Origin of the sequence: Streptomyces sp. H27-H5 (assembly GCF_026627505.1) — a bacterium.
In the GTDB taxonomy this organism is placed as follows: domain Bacteria; phylum Actinomycetota; class Actinomycetes; order Streptomycetales; family Streptomycetaceae; genus Streptomyces.
This window is the reverse complement of record NZ_JAPNLK010000055.1, coordinates 19,234-37,710: the sequence shown is the minus strand read 5'-3', so window position 1 is coordinate 37,710 and position 18,477 is coordinate 19,234. Positions and strand designations below refer to the sequence as shown.

The window sequence follows — 18,477 nt, the reverse complement described above, 5'->3', positions numbered from 1 at the left end:
CGGCGGCCCCGCACACGCTCCCGCGCGCTACAGGCCCAGCTGCGCCGTCGTCAGCTTCGCGACGGCCTCCGCCGGGCCGTCCAGCTCCACCGCCGCCGAGGACTGGCGGCCGAAGCAGAACAGCGTGAGTTCGCCCGGCTCGCCCGTGACCGTGACCACCGGGGTGCCCTTGTGCGCCACCGTCGTCTGGCCGTTCGGGCGGCGCAGGACCAGCCCCACCGGGGAGCGGCGGCCCGTCAGCCGGGCCAGCTTCTCCAGGCGGGACCACAGGGAGTCCGAGAACACGGGGTCCAGCGCCCGCGGCGACCAGTCGGGCTGGGCCCGCCGGACGTCCTCCGCGTGGACGTAGAACTCCACCGCGTTGGCCGCCTCGTCGATCTGCTTCAGGGAGTAGAGGGACATCCTCGGCGGGCCGGTACGGATCAACTGGATCAGTTCCTCGTACGGCTTGGCCTTGTACTCCTCCATGACCTTGTCCAGCCGGGTCTTCAGCACGTCCAGCAGGAGGCCGCCCGCCGCGTCCGGGCGGCGCTCGCGGACGACCACGTGCGCCGCGAGTTCCCGGGCGCGCCAGCCGTCGCACAGTGTCGGCGCCTCCGGCCCCGCCGACTCCAACAGGTCGGCCAGGAGCAGTCGTTCACGCTTCGCATGGGTAGACATGCGGGCCAGCCTACGGCCGCGACCCGCCGCGCGCCCGCCCATCAGGTGGACGGCGCTCCGTGATCGTCGCCTCCGCCCGGCACAATGGCCTCATGAGTACGACCTCCCTCGACCCCGCCATCGCCGCTCGTCTCAAGCGCTCCGCGGACGGTCTGGTTCCGGCCATCGCCCAGCAGTACGACACCGGTGAGGTGCTCATGCTCGGCTGGATGGACGACGAGGCCCTGCACCGGACGCTGACCACCGGGCGCTGCACGTACTGGTCCCGCAGCCGCCGGGAGTACTGGGTCAAGGGAGACACCTCCGGCCACTTCCAGCACGTGAAGTCCGTCGCCCTCGACTGCGACGCCGACACCCTGCTCGTGAAGGTCGACCAGGTCGGGGCCGCCTGTCACACCGGCGCCCGTACGTGCTTCGACGCCGATGTCCTTCTCAGCGACGCCGAATAGGTAGGTCCCACGTCATGGATCTTGAGACGTTCCGCAAGCTCGCGGTCGACCGCCGCGTCATCCCCGTCAGCCGCAAGCTGCTGGCCGACGGCGACACGCCCGTGGGTCTCTACCGCAAGCTGGCCGCCGAACGCCCCGGAACCTTCCTCCTGGAGTCCGCCGAGAACGGCCGCTCCTGGTCCCGCTACTCCTTCGTCGGCGTCCGCAGCGACTCCACCCTCACCGTCCGCGACGGCCGGGCCCACTGGATCGGCACCCCTCCCGTCGGCGTCCCCACGGACGGCGACCCGCTGGAGGCCCTGCGCGCCACCGTCGAGGCCCTGCACACCCCCCGCGACATCGCCGGCGGCATGCCGCCCTTCACCGGCGGCATGGTCGGCTACCTGGGCTACGACATCGTGCGCCGCCTGGAGCGCATCGGAGAGCACACCGAGGACGACCTGAAGCTCCCCGAGCTGACCATGCTGCTCACCTCCGACCTGGCCGTCATGGACCACTGGGACGGCACGGTCCAGCTCATCGCCAACGCCATCAACCACAACCACCTCGACACCGGCGTGGACGAGGCGTACACGAACGCGGTCGCCCGGCTCGACGCGATGGAGGCCGACCTCGCGCGGCCCGCCCCGTACGTACCCACCCCGCTGCCCGCCTCCGAGCTGCCGGAGTACTCCGCCCTGTGGGGCGGCGAGAAGTACCAGGCGGCCGTGGAGGACGTGAGCGCATCCGGGCCGGCGAGGCCTTCCAGGTGGTGCCCTCGCAGCGGTTCGAGACGCCCTGCGAGGCCTCCGCGCTCGACGTCTACCGGGTGCTGCGGGCCACCAACCCGTCCCCGTACATGTACCTCTTCCGCTTCGAGAACGGCTTCGACGTGGTCGGGTCCAGCCCCGAGGCGCTGGTCAAGGTCGAGGACGGCCGGGCCATGGTCCACCCCATCGCCGGCACCCGGCACCGCGGGGCCACCCCGCAGCGGGACAACGACCTCGCCGAAGAGCTGATGGCGGACCCCAAGGAACGCGCCGAGCACCTGATGCTCGTCGACCTCGGCCGCAACGACCTGGGCCGGGTCTGCGCCCCGGGATCGGTGGAGGTCGTGGACTTCATGTCGATCGAGCGCTACTCCCACGTGATGCACATCGTCTCCACCGTCACCGGCCGGCTCGCCGAGGGCAAGACCGCCTTCGACGTGCTCACCGCCTGCTTCCCCGCCGGCACCCTCTCGGGCGCGCCCAAGCCGCGCGCCATGCAGATCATCGAGGAACTGGAACCCTCCCGCCGCGGGCTGTACGGCGGGTGCGTCGGCTACCTCGACTTCGCCGGGGACTCCGACACGGCCATCGCCATCCGCACGGCGCTGCTGCGCGACGGGACGGCGTACGTCCAGGCCGGCGCCGGGGTCGTGGCGGATTCGGTGCCCGAGCTGGAGGACCTCGAATGTCGCAACAAGGCCGCCGCGGTGCTGCGCGCGGTGGGAGCGGCGAACCGCCTCCACCGCGGTTGAGGGCGTAGGGGATAGTGGGGTGCGTGAGTGCCGTACCCCCGCCCCGAAACGATGCCGCCGCCCCCGTGACCGAAGAGGTCCCGCCGGGCCCCGAGAGCGGCGCCGGCCGCCGCAGCGTGGCCGTCGCCCTGCTGCTCGGCGCGCTCGGCGCCACCGTCGTCCTGCTCGCCTCCGGCCGCGTCTGGGCCCAGGGCCGGGCGGCCGTCGGCGGCGGTTCGCTGCCGCTGAGCGCCGACGGGCGGGCCGTCACCGGCCTGCCCGCCGCCCTGGCCATCGTCGCCCTCGCCGCCCTGGTCGCCGTCTTCGCCGTCCGCGGCAGGAGCCGGCGGCTGGTGTCCGCGCTGCTCGCGCTGAGCGGCCTGGGCGCCGCCCTGGCGGCCGTGTTCGCCGCCGACGACCACCGGGCCCTGGACGAACAGGCCGCCAGGACCACCGCGGACACCGCGGCGCAGGTGGTCGGGCTCACCCATACGGCGTGGCCGTACGTCACCGCCGCCGGCGGGGTCCTGATCCTGCTGGCCGGCCTCCTGGCCCTGCGCTTCGGCCGGAGTTGGCCCGCGATGGGCGGCCGCTACGAACGCGACGGCAGCCCCCGCACCCGTACTCCCGCGCCCGTGGACCCGGACCGGCCCGAGGACCTGTGGAAGGCTCTGGACCGAGGCGAGGACCCCACCCGCTGACGGGACCCCCCGTGAGCGGGCGCCGCGCGCGGTGCGGGACAATGGGCACCGAGCGTTCGACACAGCACGTGACGTGCGACAGAGCAACGAGGAGCAACTCATGGCGGGCACGAGCCACGGACACACCCCGGCCGCCTGGACCGGTGTCATCATCGCCTTCATCGGTTTCTGCGTCTCCGGCGCCTTCATGGTGCTCGCGAACCCGCTCGGGTTCTACGCCGGCCTGGTCGTCGTCGTCCTCGGCGGTGTCGTCGGAATGGCGATGAAGGCCGCCGGCATGGGCGCTCCGAAGGCCGCCCACAAGGACCTCGCCGAGGTCATCGCCGCCTCCAAGGTCCCCGCGGGCGTCTGACGCACGAGGACCGGAAGAAGCGGAAGGCGCGGCCCTGTCGGGCTGCGCCTTTTGTCATGACCGGAGAGAATCGGCGCGTGGACGCCTCCCGCACCCCTCCCGCCCCGCACCCGGCCCCCGGGCCCCCGGCCCCCGCGTACCCCCCGCCCGCCCCGGCGCGGGCCTCCCGGGCGCGGAACCTGGCCGCCCCCGTCCTCACCCTGGCCGGGGTCGCGGCCGCCTTCGCGTACGTGGGCGCGGTCGACCCCAACGAACCCGGGCACTACCCGGTCTGCCCGCTGTTCCGACTCACCGGCATCCTGTGCCCGGGCTGCGGCGGGCTGCGCAGCGCCCACGCCTTCGCGCGGGGCGACCTGCTCACCGCCCTCGGCGCGAACGCGGCGGCGGTCGTCGGCTACGTCCTGTTCGCGGCGTTCACCGCCGTCTGGCTGGCGCGGGCCTGGCGCGGCGCCCCGGCCCCGCGGATCGCCCTGAAACCGGCGTACTGGTGGGTTTTCGGTGCTCTCATGCTGACTTTCGCGATTGTCCGCAATCTTCCCTTCGGGTCCGCCCTGGCCCCCTGAGGCCCGGGCGAGCGCCGGAGGAAGCCCGCATTCCGACTGTCCAGTCCCTGGGAAACGGCGATGTCCGTGCGGAGGCCGCGGCGACCTGCGGATACCATTTGAGTGCTGACCTTGCAGTGATACGTGTCTGCAAGGCGGCCGACCGTCATCGACCCGGAAGGGGGCCGCTCGCGTGAGTGTGCTCGACGAGATCATCGAAGGGGTCCGCGAAGACCTTGCCGAACGGCAGGCCCGCGTGAGCCTCGACGAGCTCAAGGAGCGTGCCGCCAAGGCGCCCCAGGCCAAGGACGGTGTCGCGGCCCTGCGCGGCGACAGCGTCAAGGTGATCTGCGAGGTCAAGCGCTCCAGTCCCTCCAAGGGCGCGCTGGCCGCGATCGCCGACCCGGCCGCGCTCGCCGCCGACTACGAGGCGGGCGGTGCGGCGGTCATCTCCGTCCTCACCGAGCAGCGCCGTTTCGGCGGCTCGCTGGCCGACCTGGAGGCCGTCCGCGCCCGCGTGGACATCCCGATCCTGCGCAAGGACTTCATCGTCACGGCGTACCAGCTCTGGGAGGCCCGCGCCTACGGCGCCGACCTCGCCCTGCTGATCGTCGCGGCCCTCGAACAGGAGGCCCTGGTCTCCCTCATCGAGCGTGCCCAGACCATCGGTCTGACCCCCCTCGTCGAGGTCCACGACGAGGAGGAGGTCGAGCGCGCCGTCGCCGCCGGAGCCAAGATCATCGGCGTCAACGCGCGCAACCTCAAGGACCTCAAGGTCGACCGCTCCACCTTCGAGCGCGTCGTCCAGGAGATCCCCGACCACATCGTGAAGATCGCCGAGTCCGGCATCCGCGGACCGCACGACCTGATCGCCTACGCCAACGAGGGCGCCGACGCCGTCCTCGTCGGGGAGTCCCTGGTCACCGGACGCGACCCGAAGGCGGCCGTGGCCGACCTCGTCGCCGCCGGCGCCCACCCCGCCCTGCGCCACGGGCGGAGCTGACCCCTCCGTGCCGCCCTTCCGCTCCTTCGTCCGCACCCGACCGGGCCCCGGCCCGGCCGCCGTGCCGACGACGCACGCGCCGCTGGCGCGCGGCTGCCGCCCCCGCGGCTGCCGCGCCCCGGCCCGGCGCGTGCACGGGCGACGGGTGCGCTACGTGATCGGCTCCGAGCCCGGCCAGGTCAACGGCATGCGATGGCGCGGCGCCTCGGCGCCGTAACGAGGACCACGCCCGTCCGGTACCCCGCGTACCCGCCGGGTGGTCCCGTACGGCCCGTCGTCCCGAGCCGCCGGCTCCGGGCGCGGGCCGCTCCGTCCGTACCCTCCCCACCCCTCAGCGGGGTGCGCGTGGTGCGGGCAGGCGGCGCAATACGGTGAAGTCCTCCCGTCGCACCCCGTAGGAGTAGTGGCCATGTCCACCAGCTCGTTCTTCATCCCGGACCCCGAGGGTCACGTCCCCAACGCCGAGGGCTACTTCGGCGACTTCGGCGGCAAGTTCATCCCGGAGGCCCTCGTCGCCGCCGTGGACGAGGTCGCCGTCGAGTACGAGAAGGCCAAGTGCGACCCGGCCTTCGCGGCCGAGCTCGACGAGCTCATGGTCAACTACACCGGCCGGCCCAGCTCCCTCACCGAGGTGCCCCGGTTCGCCGAGCACGCGGGCGGCGCCCGGATCTTCCTCAAGCGCGAGGACCTCAACCACACCGGCTCGCACAAGATCAACAACGTGCTGGGTCAGGCCCTGCTCACCAAGCGCATGGGCAAGACCCGCGTCATCGCCGAGACCGGAGCCGGCCAGCACGGCGTGGCCACCGCCACCGCCTGCGCCCTCTTCGGCCTCGACTGCACCATCTACATGGGCGAGATCGACACCCGGCGCCAGGCCCTGAACGTGGCCCGGATGCGCATGCTGGGCGCCGAGGTCATCGCGGTGAAGTCCGGCTCCCGGACCCTCAAGGACGCCATCAACGAGGCCTTCCGCGACTGGGTCGCCAACGTCGACCGCACCCACTACCTCTTCGGCACGGTCGCCGGCCCCCACCCCTTCCCCGCGATGGTCCGCGACTTCCACCGGGTCATCGGCGTCGAGGCCCGCCGCCAGATCCTGGAACGCGTCGGACGACTGCCCGACGCCGTCGCAGCCTGCGTCGGCGGCGGCTCCAACGCCATCGGCCTGTTCCACGCCTTCATCCCCGACGCCGGCGTCCGCCTGGTCGGCTTCGAGCCCGCCGGACACGGCGTCGAGACCGGTGAGCACGCCGCCACGCTGACCGCGGGCGAGCCCGGCATCCTGCACGGCTCCCGCTCCTACGTCCTCCAGGACGAGGAGGGCCAGATCACCGAGCCGTACTCGATCTCGGCGGGCCTGGACTACCCGGGCATCGGCCCGGAGCACTCCTACCTCAAGGACACCGGCCGCGGCGAGTACCGGGCGGTCACCGACGACGCCGCGATGCAGGCCCTGCGCCTGCTCTCCCGCACGGAGGGCATCATCCCGGCGATCGAGTCCGCGCACGCCCTCGCGGGCGCCCTCGACCTGGGCCGGGAACTGGGCCCGGACGGTCTGATCGTCGTCAACCTGTCCGGTCGCGGCGACAAGGACATGGACACCGCCGCGCGGTACTTCGACCTGTACGACACCGACGGCGAAGTCGCCGAGAACGAGTTCTCCGAGGGGGACGACAAGTGAGCGCCACGCACGGCACCGGCAACATCGAACTGCTGACCGCGACCCTCGCGAAGGCGAAGTCCGAGGACCGTGCCGCCCTCGTCGCCTACCTCCCGGCCGGCTTCCCGACCGTCGACGGCGGCATCGAGGCCGTCAAGGCCGTCATCGCGGGCGGCGCGGACGTCGTCGAGATCGGCCTGCCGCACAGCGACCCCGTCCTGGACGGCCCGGTCATCCAGACCGCCGACGACATCGCCCTGCGCGGCGGAGTCAAGATCGCCGACGTGATGCGGACCGTGCGCGAGGCCCACGAGGCCACCGGGGTCCCGATCCTGGTGATGACGTACTGGAACCCCATCGACCGCTACGGCGTCGAGCGGTTCACCGCCGAGCTCGCCGCGGCGGGCGGCGCGGGCTGCATCCTGCCCGACCTGCCGGTCCAGGAGTCCGAGCTGTGGCGCGAGCACGCGGCGAAGCACGGTCTGGCGACCGTCTTCGTCGTGGCCCCCAGCAGCCGGGACGCCCGCCTGGCCACCATCACCGAGGCCGGCTCGGGCTTCGTCTACGCGGCCTCCCTGATGGGCGTCACCGGCACCCGCGAGTCCGTCGGCAACGAGGCGCAGGCCCTCGTCGAGCGGACCCGCGCCACCCCCGGCGCCCGCCGCGGCCTCCCGGTCTGCGTCGGCCTTGGCGTCTCCAACGCCGCGCAGGCGAAGGAGGTCGCCGCCTTCGCCGACGGGGTGATCGTCGGCTCGGCCTTCGTGAAGGTGCTGCTGGACGCGCCGGACCCGCAGAGCGGGCTCGCCGGAGTGCGGGCGCTGGCGGCCGAGCTTGCGGAAGGCGTACGCAGGTCCTGACGCCGGGCGGGCCCCGAGCGGGGTTCTGTAGCCCGATCGGGTGGAAGTGGGAGCGGGGAGGCACGAGAGTGCCTCCCCGCTTCGTTTGGCCGAACGTGAGCGACAAGAACGACGGTGCGAACCGCGATGCGACGAAACGATCGGCCCGGGAGCGACTCCTCGTGGAGCGCGAGCGGCAGAAGACCCGGGACAAGCGCCGGCGGACCCTGATCGTGTCGGCGGCGGTGGTCGGCGTACTCGGTCTGGCCGCCGTCGTCGGCCTGATCGCGGCCAACACCGGGAAATCGGGCGACTCCGCGAAGGGCCCGGTGGTCGCCCCGTCCGGGGCCGTGGGCAAGGACGCGCTCGCGATCCGGACGGGCAAGGACGCGGCCACGTCCACGCTGACCGTCTGGGAGGACTTCCGCTGCCCGGCCTGCAAGGCCTTCGAGGACAACTATCGGGCGACCGTCCACGAGCTGGAGGCGAAGGGGCAGCTCAAGGTCGACTACCACCTGGTCACGCTGATCGACGGGAACATGGGCGGCACCGGCTCCGTCAAGGCAGCCAACGCCGCCGCGTGCGCCCAGGACGCCGGGAAGTTCCCCGCGTACCACGACGTCCTCTTCCAGAACCAGCCGGAGGAGGTCGACGACGCCTACGGCAAGAACGCCAAGCTGCTGGAGCTGGCCGGGAAGGTGGAGGGGCTGGACACCCCCGTGTTCCGCGCCTGCGTCGAGAAGGGCACGCACAACGCCTGGGTCGGCAAGTCGCAGGAGGCCTTCCGCGCCGGGAAGTTCCGGGGCACCCCGACGATCCTCCTCGACGGGAAGGACATCTTCGCCGACCAGGCGAATCCGCTGACCCCGCAGAAGCTGAAGGCGCAGGTGGAGGCCGCGGCGAAGGGCACCGGGTCGGCCGCCCCGAGCCCGAAGGCCTCCGGCACGGGCAAGAACGGGTCGAAGGCCTCGTCCTCTTCGTCCTCCTCCTCTTCTTCGTCCGGGCTGTCGTCCTCGAAGTCGACGGGGTCCGCCTCCGCGGGGTCCTCCTCGAACGGGTCCTCGTCGAGGTCGGGCTCGACGGCGGGGAGCCAGGCCGGTTCCGGCGGTTCCGCTTCCGTCTCCCGGGGGGCCGGCGAGGACTGAGAGGCCTGCGGGGGAGGCGTGGCGTCCCTGTATCGATTCAGCCGAGGTTGCCGGGCGGGTTGCGGTCTGCACCGCCCGGCAGGGTAGCGTCGGTCCTGCCATGGAACTTGCCTATATCCCCAGCCCGTCGACCGGCGTGATCCATCTCGGACCGATCCCGCTCCGCGGCTACGCGTTCTGCATCATCATCGGCGTCTTCGTCGCCGTCTGGCTCGGCAACAGGCGCTGGGTCGCGCGCGGCGGAAAGCCGGGCACGGTCGCGGACATCGCCGTGTGGGCGGTGCCGTTCGGCCTTGTCGGCGGTCGCCTCTACCACGTCATCACCGACTACCAGCTCTACTTCGGCGAGGGCCGCAACTGGGTCGACGCCTTCAAGATCTGGGAAGGCGGCCTCGGCATCTGGGGCGCGATCGCGCTGGGCGCCGTGGGCGCCTGGATCGGCTGTCGACTCCGCGGCATCCCGCTGCCGGCCTGGGCCGACGCCCTGGCCCCCGGCATCGCGCTGGCCCAGGCCTTCGGACGCTGGGGCAACTGGTTCAACCAGGAGCTCTACGGCCGCGCCACCGACCTGCCGTGGGCGGTGAAGATCAGCGAGGGCCCGAACCGGGTCGCCGGGACCTATCACCCCACCTTCCTGTACGAGTCCCTGTGGTGCATCGGCGTCGCCGCGCTGGTGATCTGGGCCGACCGTCGCTTCAAGCTGGGACACGGCCGGGCGTTCGCCCTGTACGTCGCCGCCTACTGCGTCGGCCGCAGCTGGATCGAGTACATGCGCGTCGACGAGGCGCACCACATCCTCGGCCTCCGGCTGAACGTCTGGACCTCGATCGTGGTCTTCGTGCTGGCCGTGGTCTACCTGGTGCTGTCCGCGAAGCTGCGGCCGGGCCGCGAGGAGATCGTCGAGCCGGACCGCGGTCCCGCCGCCGGGGACGCGAAGACCCCGACCGACGCCGCGGACGCGAAGGACGCCGAGGCGAAGGGCGAGGCCGGGGACAAGGCGCCGAGCCTGATCAAGGCCGAGGACGCGCCGAAGGACACCGCGCCGAAGGATGCCGAGCCGAAGGACGCCGAGCGGGCGGACGCGGAGTCGGCCCCCGGCACGGCTTCCGAGACGGCCTCCGAGGCCAAGAAGGTCTGACCGGTCCGGACCGAGGGTCCGTGATCAACGGAGAAGGGTGCCGCGCCTCGCGCGGCACCCTTCTCCGTTGACGAGGACCTTGACGTCCTAGACCCGGTCGCCGCGGCGGGAGAGGGTCAGGGTGCGGTGGGCCGCCGCGACCACGGCCGGGTCCACGAACCTGCCGTCGGGGAGGGCCAGCGCGCCCGGAGTGGCCCGGGCCGCGGTGACGATCTCCTCGGCGGCGCTGACCTCTTCGGGGCCGGGCACGTAGGCCCGTTCGATCACCGGGAGCTGGCGCGGGTGGATCGCGGCGCGGCCGAGGAACCCGAGGGCCCGGCCGCGCGCGCAGGAGACGGCCAGCGCCTCCAGGTTCCGGATGTCGGGGAACACCGACTGCGCGGGCGCCACCAGTCCCGCGGCCCGCGCCGCGACCACCACGCGTGAGCGCGGCCAGTCCAGGCCCGCCTCGGCGCTGACGTTCAGGTCGGCCCGGAGGTCCGCTTCGCCGAGGGAGAGCCCGTGCAGGGCCGGGTGGGCGCGGGCGATCTCGTACGCCCGCTCCACGCCCAGGGCCGATTCCAGCAGCGCGTACAGGGCCACGCCGCCGGTGCGGTTCGCGACGGCGGTGATCTGCTCGGGGGCGGCGATCTTCGGCAGCCGCAGCGCCGACAGCCCCCGGAGCCCGGTCAGGGCGCTGAGGTCGGCGCCGGCCCAGGGCGAGTCCAGGGCGTTGACCCGGACCTGCACGGGCACCGGCGGCCGGTCGGCGAGCAGTTCGGCCGTCGCGGCCCGCGCGTACTCCTTGCGGGAGGCCGAGACCCCGTCCTCCAGGTCGACGATGACGGAGTCGGCCCCCGAGTGCAGGGCCTTCCAGACCACCTCGGGGCGGTCGCCGGGGGCGTACAGCCATGTCAGGATCACAGGACTCCGTCCTTCGCGAGTGCGGTGATCTCGGCCTCGGTCAGGCCGAGTTCGGTGAGGACGGCCTCGGTGTCCGCGCCGTGGGGGCGGCCCGCCCAGCGGATGGCACCCGGGGTGCCGGACAGCCGGAAGAGCACGTTCTGCATGCGGAGCGGCCCGAGTTCCGGGTCCTCCACCTCGGTGATCGTGTCGAGCGCGGCGTACTGCGGATCGGCCATCACCTCCCGTACGTCGTAGACCGGCGCGACCGCCGCCTGGGCGTCCTCGAACGCGGCGATCACCTCTTTTGCCTTGTACCGGGCGATCCAACCGCCGACCGCCTCGTCGAGCACCTGCGCGTGGGCGGCCCGGCCGGAGCCCGTCGCGAACCAGGGCTCCGCGATCAACTCCGGTCGACCGACCAGCCGCATCACGCGCTCCGCGATGGACTGCGCCGAGGTGGACACGGCCAGCCACCGCCCGTCCGCGCTGCGGTAGGTGTTGCGGGGCGCGTTGTTCGTGGAGCGGTTGCCCGTGCGCGGCTGTACGAAACCGAGCTGGTCGTACCAGAGCGGGTGCGGGCCCAGCACCGTCAGGATCGGCTCGATGATGGCCAGGTCCACCACCTGCCCCTGCCCGGTGCGGTCCCGGCCGGCCAACGCCGTCATCACGGCGTACGCGGTGGTCAGCGCGGCGACGGAGTCGGCGAGCCCGAACGGGGGCAGGGTCGGGGGACCGTCCGGGTCCCCGGTGATCGCGGCGAACCCGCTCATGGCCTCGGCGAGGGTGCCGAAGCCGGGGCGGTGGGCGTACGGGCCGTGCTGGCCGAAGGCCGTCACGCGGGCCAGCACCAGCCGCGGGTTGGCGGCGGACAGCTCCGGCCAGCCCAGGCCCCACTTCTCCAGGGTTCCGGGGCGGAAGTTCTCGATGATCACGTCGGCGCCGGCGGCGAGGCGCAGCAGGGTGTCCCGACCGCCGGGGGTGGACAGGTCGAGGGTCATCGTCCGCTTGTTCCGCCCGAGCAGCTTCCACCAGAGGCCGACCCCGTCCTTGGCGGGACCGTGTCCGCGCGAGGGATCGGGGCGGACCGGGTGCTCGATCTTGACGACCTCCGCGCCGAAGTCCCCGAGCAGGGTGGCCGCCAGCGGGCCGGCGAAGAGGGTGGCGAGGTCCAGGACGCGCAGCCCGGCGAGGGGACCGGCGGCCCGGCCGGCGTCCGGGCCGGGGCCCGGGGCGGTGGCGGGCGCGGGCGTGGGCGCGGAGTGGGGGGTCCGGGTCACGAGGCGCTCCCGGTGGTTCGGCCGGCCGTCGCGGCGGTCCCGTTGCCGGGCTCCGGGCCGGGGCCGGGGGCGGTGTCGGGTGCGGTCGCGGCGAAGGCGTCGGTCTCGGACCGGGTCGGCATCGAGTCCTGGGCGCCGGGCCGTTGCACGGACAGCGCGGCCGCCGCCGAGGCCCAGCGCAGCGCCTCGGGCATCGGGCGGCCCTCCCCGACGGCCACGGCGAGCGCCCCGACGAAGGTGTCGCCGGCGGCGGTGGTGTCCACGGCCCGGACCCGGATCGCCGGCAGGGCCAGCGGCTCGCGCCCCCGCGCGGCGAACAGCACCCCTGCCCCACCCAGGGTGATCACCACCTGCGGCACGCTGCGCAGGAGTGCCTCGGCGGCCCGGTGCGGGTCGGTGAGCCCGGTGAGGGCCGCCGCCTCGTGCTCGTTGGGCACCAGGAGGTCGGTGACGTCGAGGAGTTCGGCGGGCAGGGGCCGGGCGGGCGCGGGGGTGAGGATCGTACGGACGCCGTGGGCGCGGGCGGCGCGGGCGCCGGCGATCACGGCCCCCAGGGGGAGTTCGAGTTGCAGGAGCAGGGAGTCGGCGGAGCCGATCCGGGAGTCGTCGCCCGCCTCCAGCCCGGTGACGCGGGCGTTGGCGCCGGGGATGACGACGATGCTGTTCGCGCCCTCGTCGTCGACGGTGATGTGGGCGGTGCCGCTGGCCCCCTCCACCGTGCGCAGGGCGGCCGTCTCCACGCCGGCCGCGGCGAGCGCGGAGCGCAACCGTACGCCGAACTCGTCCGCGCCGACCGCGCCGATCATCACCACCTCGCCGCCGAGGCGGGCGGCGGCCACGGCCTGGTTGGCGCCCTTTCCGCCGGGGACCGTGTGGAACGCGCGGCCGGTGACGGTCTCCCCGAGGCGAGGCGCCTTGGAGACGTAGGCGACGAGATCCATGTTCGTACTGCCGAGCACGGCGATGGCCGTCATGAGCGGGCTGCCTCCTGAGCGGTGAGGTGGGCGAGGGTGTCGAAGCCGACGCCGTCGAAACCGGGCACGCTGGTGGCGAGACGGTTGCCCAGCGGCGCGGTCCAACGTCGCGGGAGCCGCTCGGGCGATCCGGCGAGGAGCCCGGCGAGGGAGCCGGCGGTGGCGCCGTTGGAGTCGGTGTCCCAGCCGCCGCACACGGCGTTGCAGACGGACCGGGTGAAGTCGCCGTCGGCGTGGGTGAGTGCCGCCGCGATCAGGGCCGTGTTCGGGACGGCGTGGACCCAGTGGTGGTGGTCGTGGCGGGCGTGGAGGGCGTCCACGACCCGGTCGAAGTCGCGGAGCCGGCCCGCCGCGTCGATGCCGAAGCGGACGGCGTCGGCGAGGCGCGAACGGGGCGGTACGACGGCCAGCCCGGCCCGCAGCGCGCCGTGCACGTCACACCGGCCGCCGGCCGCCTCGGCGATCGCGGCGGCGGTGAAGAGCGCCGCGTAGACGCCGTTGCCGGTGTGGGTGAGGGCGGCGTCCCGGTGGGCCTGGGCGGCGGCGGCCACCGGGTCGCCGGGGTTGGTCCAGCCGTGGACGTCGGCCCGGATGAGGGCGCCGATCCACTCGCGGAACGGGTTGTGGTGGGTGGCGCACGCCGGGGGCTCCAGGCCCTGGAGGAGGTTGCGGTAGGCGACGCGCTCGGCGGTGAAGGTCCGGCCGGCGGGGAGTTCGTCGAGCCAGAGCCGCGCGACGTCGGCGGTGGTGAACGACCTGCCGTGGCGCTGGAGCAGCAGCAGGTTCAGCAGCGGGTAGTTGAGGTCGTCGTCCTCGGGCATGCCGTCGATGTTCTCGGCGAGGGAGGTCGGGGCCGACCTGCGGTTCCAGGGATGCGCGGCCAGCAGCTCCGGCGGGACGCCGCGGGCGGTGAACCAGTCGGACAGCGGCCAGTTGCCGGTGGCGCGGGCGAGGGCCCGGATCCCGTCCAGGGGGAGCTTCTCGACGGGCTTGCCGAGCAGGCACCCGACGGCCCGGCCGAGCCAGGCGGCCTCCAGCCGGGCCACGTCGGGGCGGGGCGACGACGGCGACGGCGACGGCGCCGCGGTGCGGGCGGCGGGCCCGGGCTCGGGCGGGGGCCGGTCGGCGGGGCGGGTCGGCGGGGAAGCCGGCGGCCAGGTGGAGCGGATGGCGGCCCAGGTCTCCGGCTCGTCGACGGCCAGTGGCGAGGGCAGGGCGGCGAGTTCGGCCAGCAGACGGCCGGCGAGGGCGCGGAGCTCCGGCGGCGCGGGGGTGGCCGAGGCGCCGGCGCGCACCGGGGCCACGTGGCCCCCCGCGGCGAGCCAGGCGCGCAGCAGCGGCCGCGCCTCGCGCCCGTCCTCCGCCGCCTGACGGAACTCGTGCCCGACCAGGTCCTCCGGCTGGACCCAGGTCAGGCGCACCGCGCTCGCCGCGGGCCCGGTCACCGCGGCGTCGCGATCTCGGCGAAGGCCGCCTCGTGGGCGCGGCGCCGCTCCCGGTCGCGGTCGAAGACCTCCCGGGCCACCGCCGTCAGCGCGGCCGCCGGCGCGTGCAGGTCCAGCCGGCTGGCCTCCGCCACCTGCTTCGCCCAGCCGGCGGGGACCACGGCCTCGCCGCCGAGGGCGCCGGCGATCGCCCCCGCCATGGTGGCGATGGAGTCGCAGTCCCGCCCGTAGTTGACCGCCCCGAGGACGGACGCCTCGTACGCCCCGTCGGCCACCAGCAACATGCCCAGCGCGACGGGGAGTTCCTCGATCGAGTGCAGCCGCGAGGGCCGCCGCGCGCCGAGCGAGGGCTCGCGGTAGTCCGGGCCCACCGAGTCGTACGGGGCCACCGCCGTCCGCAGCGGGACCAGTGCCGACTCGAAGTCCCGGTGACGCGCGGCCACTTCGCACACCGCCGCGATCGCCTCCCGGGTACCGTCCTTCGCCAGCGACAGGGCCGCCCCGACGACCGAGGCCGCCGTCGCGCCCGGTACGCACGCCGCCGCCACCGCGGCCGCGAACACGCCCGCCGCCTCCCTGCCGTACGAGGACTGGTGCGCGCCCGCGACGTCCAGCGCCTCCGCGTACGCGGCCGCCGGATGGCCCGCGTTGACCAGCCCGACCGGGGCCATGTACATCGCGGCGCCACAGTTGACGATGTTGCCGGTGCCTGCCTCGCGGGGGTCCGCGTGGGCGTAGTGGAGCCGGGTCACGATCCACTTCTCGGCCAGGAAGATCCGCTGGAGGGGCAGCGCCTCGGCTTCGAGTTCCGGGATCCAGCGGGGGTTCGTCATGAGGTCCGGGACGAGGTGGTCGGCGACCGCGTACGCGTCCAGGTGGTCCCGCACGCTCTCGTAGACCCGGACCAGCGCGTGCGTCATCAGGGTGTCGTCGGTGACGTGCCCGTCGCCCTTGTGGTACGGCGCGATGGGGCGGGCGGTGCGCCAGTCCTCGTACCAGGGGCCGACGATGCCGTGCACCCGGCCGCCGTGCCGTTCGACGATCCGGTCCGGGGACCAGCCCTCCACCGGACCTCCCAGGGCGTCGCCGACGGCGGCGCCGATCAGGGAGCCGGCCACTCGGTCGTCGAGCGAGAGGGGAGCGTGCGTCATGTCCGAATCATCCCTTGGGCGTTGGGGTTTTTGGGGGAGGTGAGCTCCGTACGGGTGAGGAGCGCGGCGAGTTCGACGAGATCGGTGCCGGCCAGGCGGGGCAGTGCGCAGCCGGACAGGGTGCGGCAGGCCTCGCGCCAGGCGGGCGGGAGGGAGTCGCCGCCCCCGAGGGCGCCGGCGAGGGCGCCGGCCAGGGCGGGCGCGGAGTCGGCGACGCGGGAGAGGCAGGCGGCCGCCGGGACGGCCTCGGAGACCTTGCCGCGGGCCGCGGTGGCCAGGGCGAGGGCGACCGGGACGGTTTCGGCGGCGGCGATGCCGTAGCTGTACACGTGGTCGACGATCTGGTGTTCCAACAACGGGACGATGGCGAAGGCGCCTCCGTCCGGATCGGCGCGGGCGAGCTTGACGGCGTGGCGGGCGTTGCGGCCGATCTCGGTGGAGGCGGGCAACTGTTCGAGAGCGGCGTCCACGGCGGCGTCGGTGTCCGCGCCGCCGAGGGCGGTGGCGATGGCGGCGGCCATGGCGCGGGCGCCGTGCACCCCGTCGCCGTCCTGGGTGTACCGGGCGTCGAACTCCGCGAGGTCGGCCGCGGCGCGGGGGTCCCCGGGATGGACGACGGCCAGGACGCAGGCGCGGACACAGGCGGCGTCGTCGAAGTAGTGCGGGTTGTCGTGGCCGGTGGCGGGCGGGCGCAGACCGGCGGCGAGGTTGCCGAGGCCGGCGCGGACGGAGATCCGGGCGCGCAGGGGCAGTACGGCCGACTCGACCTCGGGGGCGCGCTCGGCCGCCGCCGCTACCTCGGAGGCCAGGGCGTTCCACGCCAGGTCGATGGCGGCGCGCATCCTGCGGGACCGGCTGAGGTCGCTGAGCAGCACCCCGGCGGCCGTCAGCACGGACTCGGCGGCGAAGGCGGCCCACTCGGCGTCGTCGGACGGGCCCAGGCGCAGCGGCTCCGGGGGCTGGTTGAGGGCGATCGGGACGGGGAGGGTGGTGGTGGCGTTCTGCTCGGCGAAGGTGTCGAGCTCGCGGGTGAGGCGGCGGGTCCACTCGGGCATCCGGCTGGCCCGGTGCCGGGCGGCGGGCCAGCCGGCCGCGTCGCCCGCGGCGAGACCGAGGAGGAGCCCCTCGATACGGCGCGGCCCGCTCGGCCCCGCCGTGACGGAGGCGGCGCCGGGCGCCGCGGCGGGGAAAAGGGCCGCGAGGGCGGCGGTGCGCGGCCCGGGGGGCGGCACCTCGGCCGGGCGCTGCCCGCCGCCCCGGGGGCCCCGGCCCGCGACCGCACCCGGCGTGGGCGGCCCTCCGGGCCCCGCGGGCGAAGCCGCGGCGCCCGGGACGGGGACGGGAACGAGAACGGGAACGAGGGCGGGGTGGGGACCGAGAACGGGGGCGGAGGGGGGGGCGAGGGCGGGGGCCGGCGGCGTGGCCTCGGCGGGCCGGTCCGGCGCGGGCGGGCCGGCGCAGGGGCGGGGGAGGTCCGGTTCCGCGGGGGAGGGGGGCGGGGGCGTCGGGCCGGAGCCGGGCGTCCCGGTGGGCTCGGCCGAGTCCGGGGTGTAGGGGGAAGGGCTCATCGGGGGGTCTCGGCTTCCGGGGTGAGGAGGTCCGCGATGTCCAGGACGTGGTAGCCCCGCATCGAGGGGAGGCAACTGCCCCGGACCGGGCCGATCGCCGCCGCCCAGTCGGCGGGGATGGAGGGGATGCCGGACATGGCGCCGGCCAGGGCGCCCGCCACGGCGGCCGTGGTGTCGGCGTCACGGCCCATGTTCACGGCCGTCAGGACGGAGCCGGGGAAGTCACCGCGGCAGGCGGCGAAGGCGCCGAACGCGAGCCCCACCGCCTCGGGGGCCAGGTCCGTCCACGGGTAGCCGCCGATGACCACCGCGGAGCGCACCGCCCGCTCGCCGCGCGGGGCGGCGGTGACGGCCCGGCGCAGGGAGCGGGCCGTCCAGGAGTCGGACGGGATGACGGACAGGGCCGCCGAGACCACGGAGGCGGGCGAGCCGCCGGCCATGGCCGCCGCGACGCCCGCGGCGACGGCCTGGCCGCCGTAGATGCCCTCCCCGTCGTGGCTCACGGAGCCGTCGATGGCCACCAGCCGGGCGGCCTCGGCGGGCCGGCCCGCGGCGAAAACGCCGAACGGGGCGGCACGCATGGCCAGCCCGTCCGACCAGGCGTGGCGGTGCTGCGCCGAGATGGGGGCCGCGAGCCCCCGGCGGAGGTTCTCCAGCGTGCCGCGTTCGGAGAAGCCGGCTCCCCGGAACGGGCCCTCGTCCAGGTCGGCGATCCAGTGGTGCCACGCCCGTTCGACGTGGGCCACGGTCAGTGCGGAGCCGTGCCGGGCCAGCAGCAGGCCCGAGAAGATCGCGTACTCGGTGTCGTCCGTGCCCGCCGGGTCCTCGGACACGAAGCCCTCGATCCGACCCCACTTCGCCCGGATCTGCGAAGGCTTCATGTTCTCCGCCGGGGCTCCCAGCGCGTCACCCACCGCAAGCCCCAGAAGAGCGCCCCTGGCTCGTTCGAGGAGGACCTGCGGATTGCATGCAATCAGCTCCATGGCGCGCCTCTCCACTTGATGGGACTCATGATGAGCCCTTGGGGGATTTGTGCCATGGCATGTGGTTTGTCGCTCGCTGCGAAACACCACCCGAACGCTCCCGTCACCCGGTCGCCGACTCACGAAACCGCAGGTAAGTACGGCCTTCCTTGCCGGCGGAGAGCGAAAATCGTGCGTAGTTTCGAGGTGTTCAGGGGGAGTGGGTTTCTGCGCGTCGCCTTCGCG

At 74.3% G+C, this 18,477-nt stretch carries 17 protein-coding genes and 2 pseudogenes; 11 read left to right on the top strand and 8 right to left on the bottom strand.

What is annotated here, in order from left to right; all coding sequences use genetic code 11:
* Nucleotides 1-27 precede the first annotated feature (27 nt).
* Nucleotides 28-660 carry a TIGR03085 family metal-binding protein gene (locus tag OTB19_RS25815; protein ID WP_267800840.1) on the bottom strand — a complete coding sequence of 211 codons (633 nt, stop codon included), beginning with the start codon at nucleotides 658-660 and terminating at the stop codon, nucleotides 28-30.
* Nucleotides 661-752: 92 nt separating this feature from the next.
* Here OTB19_RS25815 and hisI point away from each other — a divergent pair, with 92 nt between their 5' ends.
* From hisI to lgt, 11 genes and pseudogenes are all read left to right on the top strand, one after another.
* Nucleotides 753-1,109: a phosphoribosyl-AMP cyclohydrolase gene (hisI, locus tag OTB19_RS25810; protein WP_267800838.1), complete on the top strand. Its 357-nt coding sequence runs from the start codon at nucleotides 753-755 to the stop codon at nucleotides 1,107-1,109.
* Nucleotides 1,110-1,123: 14 nt separating this feature from the next.
* Nucleotides 1,124-2,610 (top strand): annotated as a pseudogene (locus OTB19_RS25805) (anthranilate synthase component I).
* Nucleotides 2,611-2,624: 14 nt separating this feature from the next.
* A complete protein-coding gene (locus OTB19_RS25800) occupies nucleotides 2,625-3,290 on the top strand; it encodes a TIGR02234 family membrane protein (RefSeq protein ID WP_385644061.1) in 666 nt (221 codons plus the stop codon).
* A 100-nt stretch (nucleotides 3,291-3,390) separates the two neighbouring features.
* A complete protein-coding gene (locus OTB19_RS25795; protein WP_267800883.1) occupies nucleotides 3,391-3,642 on the top strand; it encodes an HGxxPAAW family protein in 252 nt (83 codons plus the stop codon).
* Between the two features lie 56 nt (nucleotides 3,643-3,698).
* Nucleotides 3,699-4,205, top strand: a complete 507-nt coding sequence (locus tag OTB19_RS25790) for a DUF2752 domain-containing protein (protein WP_267800836.1) — start codon at nucleotides 3,699-3,701, stop codon at nucleotides 4,203-4,205.
* Nucleotides 4,206-4,377: 172 nt separating this feature from the next.
* Nucleotides 4,378-5,187, top strand: a complete 810-nt coding sequence (trpC, locus tag OTB19_RS25785) for an indole-3-glycerol phosphate synthase TrpC (RefSeq protein ID WP_053682201.1) — start codon at nucleotides 4,378-4,380, stop codon at nucleotides 5,185-5,187.
* 7 nt (nucleotides 5,188-5,194) lie between these two features.
* On the top strand, nucleotides 5,195-5,404 hold the full coding sequence (trpM, locus tag OTB19_RS25780; protein ID WP_053682200.1) for a tryptophan biosynthesis modulator TrpM: 210 nt from the start codon (nucleotides 5,195-5,197) through the stop codon (nucleotides 5,402-5,404).
* Nucleotides 5,405-5,596: 192 nt separating this feature from the next.
* Nucleotides 5,597-6,871, top strand: a complete 1,275-nt coding sequence (gene trpB / locus OTB19_RS25775) for a tryptophan synthase subunit beta (protein ID WP_267800834.1) — start codon at nucleotides 5,597-5,599, stop codon at nucleotides 6,869-6,871.
* Nucleotides 6,868-7,707, top strand: a complete 840-nt coding sequence (gene trpA, locus OTB19_RS25770; RefSeq protein WP_267800833.1) for a tryptophan synthase subunit alpha — start codon at nucleotides 6,868-6,870, stop codon at nucleotides 7,705-7,707. Before trpB ends, trpA begins: the two co-directional genes overlap by 4 nt.
* A 95-nt stretch (nucleotides 7,708-7,802) precedes the next feature.
* Nucleotides 7,803-8,594, top strand: a pseudogene (locus OTB19_RS25765) (DsbA family protein); the annotation flags it as partial.
* Nucleotides 8,595-8,931: 337 nt separating this feature from the next.
* On the top strand, nucleotides 8,932-9,969 hold the full coding sequence (lgt, locus tag OTB19_RS25760) for a prolipoprotein diacylglyceryl transferase (RefSeq protein WP_267800830.1): 1,038 nt from the start codon (nucleotides 8,932-8,934) through the stop codon (nucleotides 9,967-9,969).
* Between the two features lie 87 nt (nucleotides 9,970-10,056).
* Here the strand turns inward: lgt and OTB19_RS25755 are convergent, their stop codons facing one another.
* From OTB19_RS25755 to OTB19_RS25725, 7 genes are read right to left on the bottom strand one after another with little or no spacing between them, the layout of a single operon-like run.
* Entirely contained in the window at nucleotides 10,057-10,872 is an 816-nt protein-coding gene (locus tag OTB19_RS25755) for an HpcH/HpaI aldolase/citrate lyase family protein (RefSeq protein ID WP_267800828.1), read from the bottom strand.
* A complete protein-coding gene (locus OTB19_RS25750) occupies nucleotides 10,869-12,131 on the bottom strand; it encodes a CaiB/BaiF CoA transferase family protein (protein ID WP_267800827.1) in 1,263 nt (420 codons plus the stop codon). The genes OTB19_RS25755 and OTB19_RS25750 overlap by 4 nt, the downstream gene beginning before the upstream one ends.
* A complete protein-coding gene (gene rbsK, locus OTB19_RS25745) occupies nucleotides 12,128-13,105 on the bottom strand; it encodes a ribokinase (protein WP_267800826.1) in 978 nt (325 codons plus the stop codon). Before rbsK ends, OTB19_RS25750 begins: the two co-directional genes overlap by 4 nt.
* The gene (locus tag OTB19_RS25740) at nucleotides 13,102-14,550 is read right to left on the bottom strand and encodes an ADP-ribosylglycohydrolase family protein (protein ID WP_267800824.1); all 1,449 of its coding nucleotides are present in this window, start codon (nucleotides 14,548-14,550) and stop codon (nucleotides 13,102-13,104) included. Before OTB19_RS25740 ends, rbsK begins: the two co-directional genes overlap by 4 nt.
* On the bottom strand, nucleotides 14,547-15,701 hold the full coding sequence (locus OTB19_RS25735) for an ADP-ribosylglycohydrolase family protein (RefSeq protein WP_267800822.1): 1,155 nt from the start codon (nucleotides 15,699-15,701) through the stop codon (nucleotides 14,547-14,549). Before OTB19_RS25735 ends, OTB19_RS25740 begins: the two co-directional genes overlap by 4 nt.
* The gene (locus OTB19_RS25730; protein ID WP_267800821.1) at nucleotides 15,698-17,269 is read right to left on the bottom strand and encodes an ADP-ribosylglycohydrolase family protein; all 1,572 of its coding nucleotides are present in this window, start codon (nucleotides 17,267-17,269) and stop codon (nucleotides 15,698-15,700) included. The genes OTB19_RS25735 and OTB19_RS25730 overlap by 4 nt, the downstream gene beginning before the upstream one ends.
* Entirely contained in the window at nucleotides 17,266-18,252 is a 987-nt protein-coding gene (locus OTB19_RS25725) for an ADP-ribosylglycohydrolase family protein (RefSeq protein ID WP_053680037.1), read from the bottom strand. The genes OTB19_RS25730 and OTB19_RS25725 overlap by 4 nt, the downstream gene beginning before the upstream one ends.
* Nucleotides 18,253-18,477: the final 225 nt, after the last annotated feature.

What these genes read in the sequence shown, in the direction of transcription:
- OTB19_RS25730 (WP_267800821.1), bottom strand. Translation starts at nt 17,269, where the DNA reads ATGAGCCCTTCCCCCTACACCCCGGACTCGGCCGAGCCCACCGGGACG.
- rbsK (WP_267800826.1), bottom strand. Translation starts at nt 13,105, where the DNA reads ATGACGGCCATCGCCGTGCTCGGCAGTACGAACATGGATCTCGTCGCC.
- OTB19_RS25735 (WP_267800822.1), bottom strand. Translation starts at nt 15,701, where the DNA reads ATGACGCACGCTCCCCTCTCGCTCGACGACCGAGTGGCCGGCTCCCTG.
- lgt (WP_267800830.1), top strand. Translation starts at nt 8,932, where the DNA reads ATGGAACTTGCCTATATCCCCAGCCCGTCGACCGGCGTGATCCATCTC.
- hisI (WP_267800838.1), top strand. Translation starts at nt 753, where the DNA reads ATGAGTACGACCTCCCTCGACCCCGCCATCGCCGCTCGTCTCAAGCGC.
- OTB19_RS25815 (WP_267800840.1), bottom strand. Translation starts at nt 660, where the DNA reads ATGTCTACCCATGCGAAGCGTGAACGACTGCTCCTGGCCGACCTGTTG.
- OTB19_RS25790 (WP_267800836.1), top strand. Translation starts at nt 3,699, where the DNA reads ATGACCGGAGAGAATCGGCGCGTGGACGCCTCCCGCACCCCTCCCGCC.
- OTB19_RS25795 (WP_267800883.1), top strand. Translation starts at nt 3,391, where the DNA reads ATGGCGGGCACGAGCCACGGACACACCCCGGCCGCCTGGACCGGTGTC.
- trpB (WP_267800834.1), top strand. Translation starts at nt 5,597, where the DNA reads ATGTCCACCAGCTCGTTCTTCATCCCGGACCCCGAGGGTCACGTCCCC.
- OTB19_RS25725 (WP_053680037.1), bottom strand. Translation starts at nt 18,252, where the DNA reads ATGGAGCTGATTGCATGCAATCCGCAGGTCCTCCTCGAACGAGCCAGG.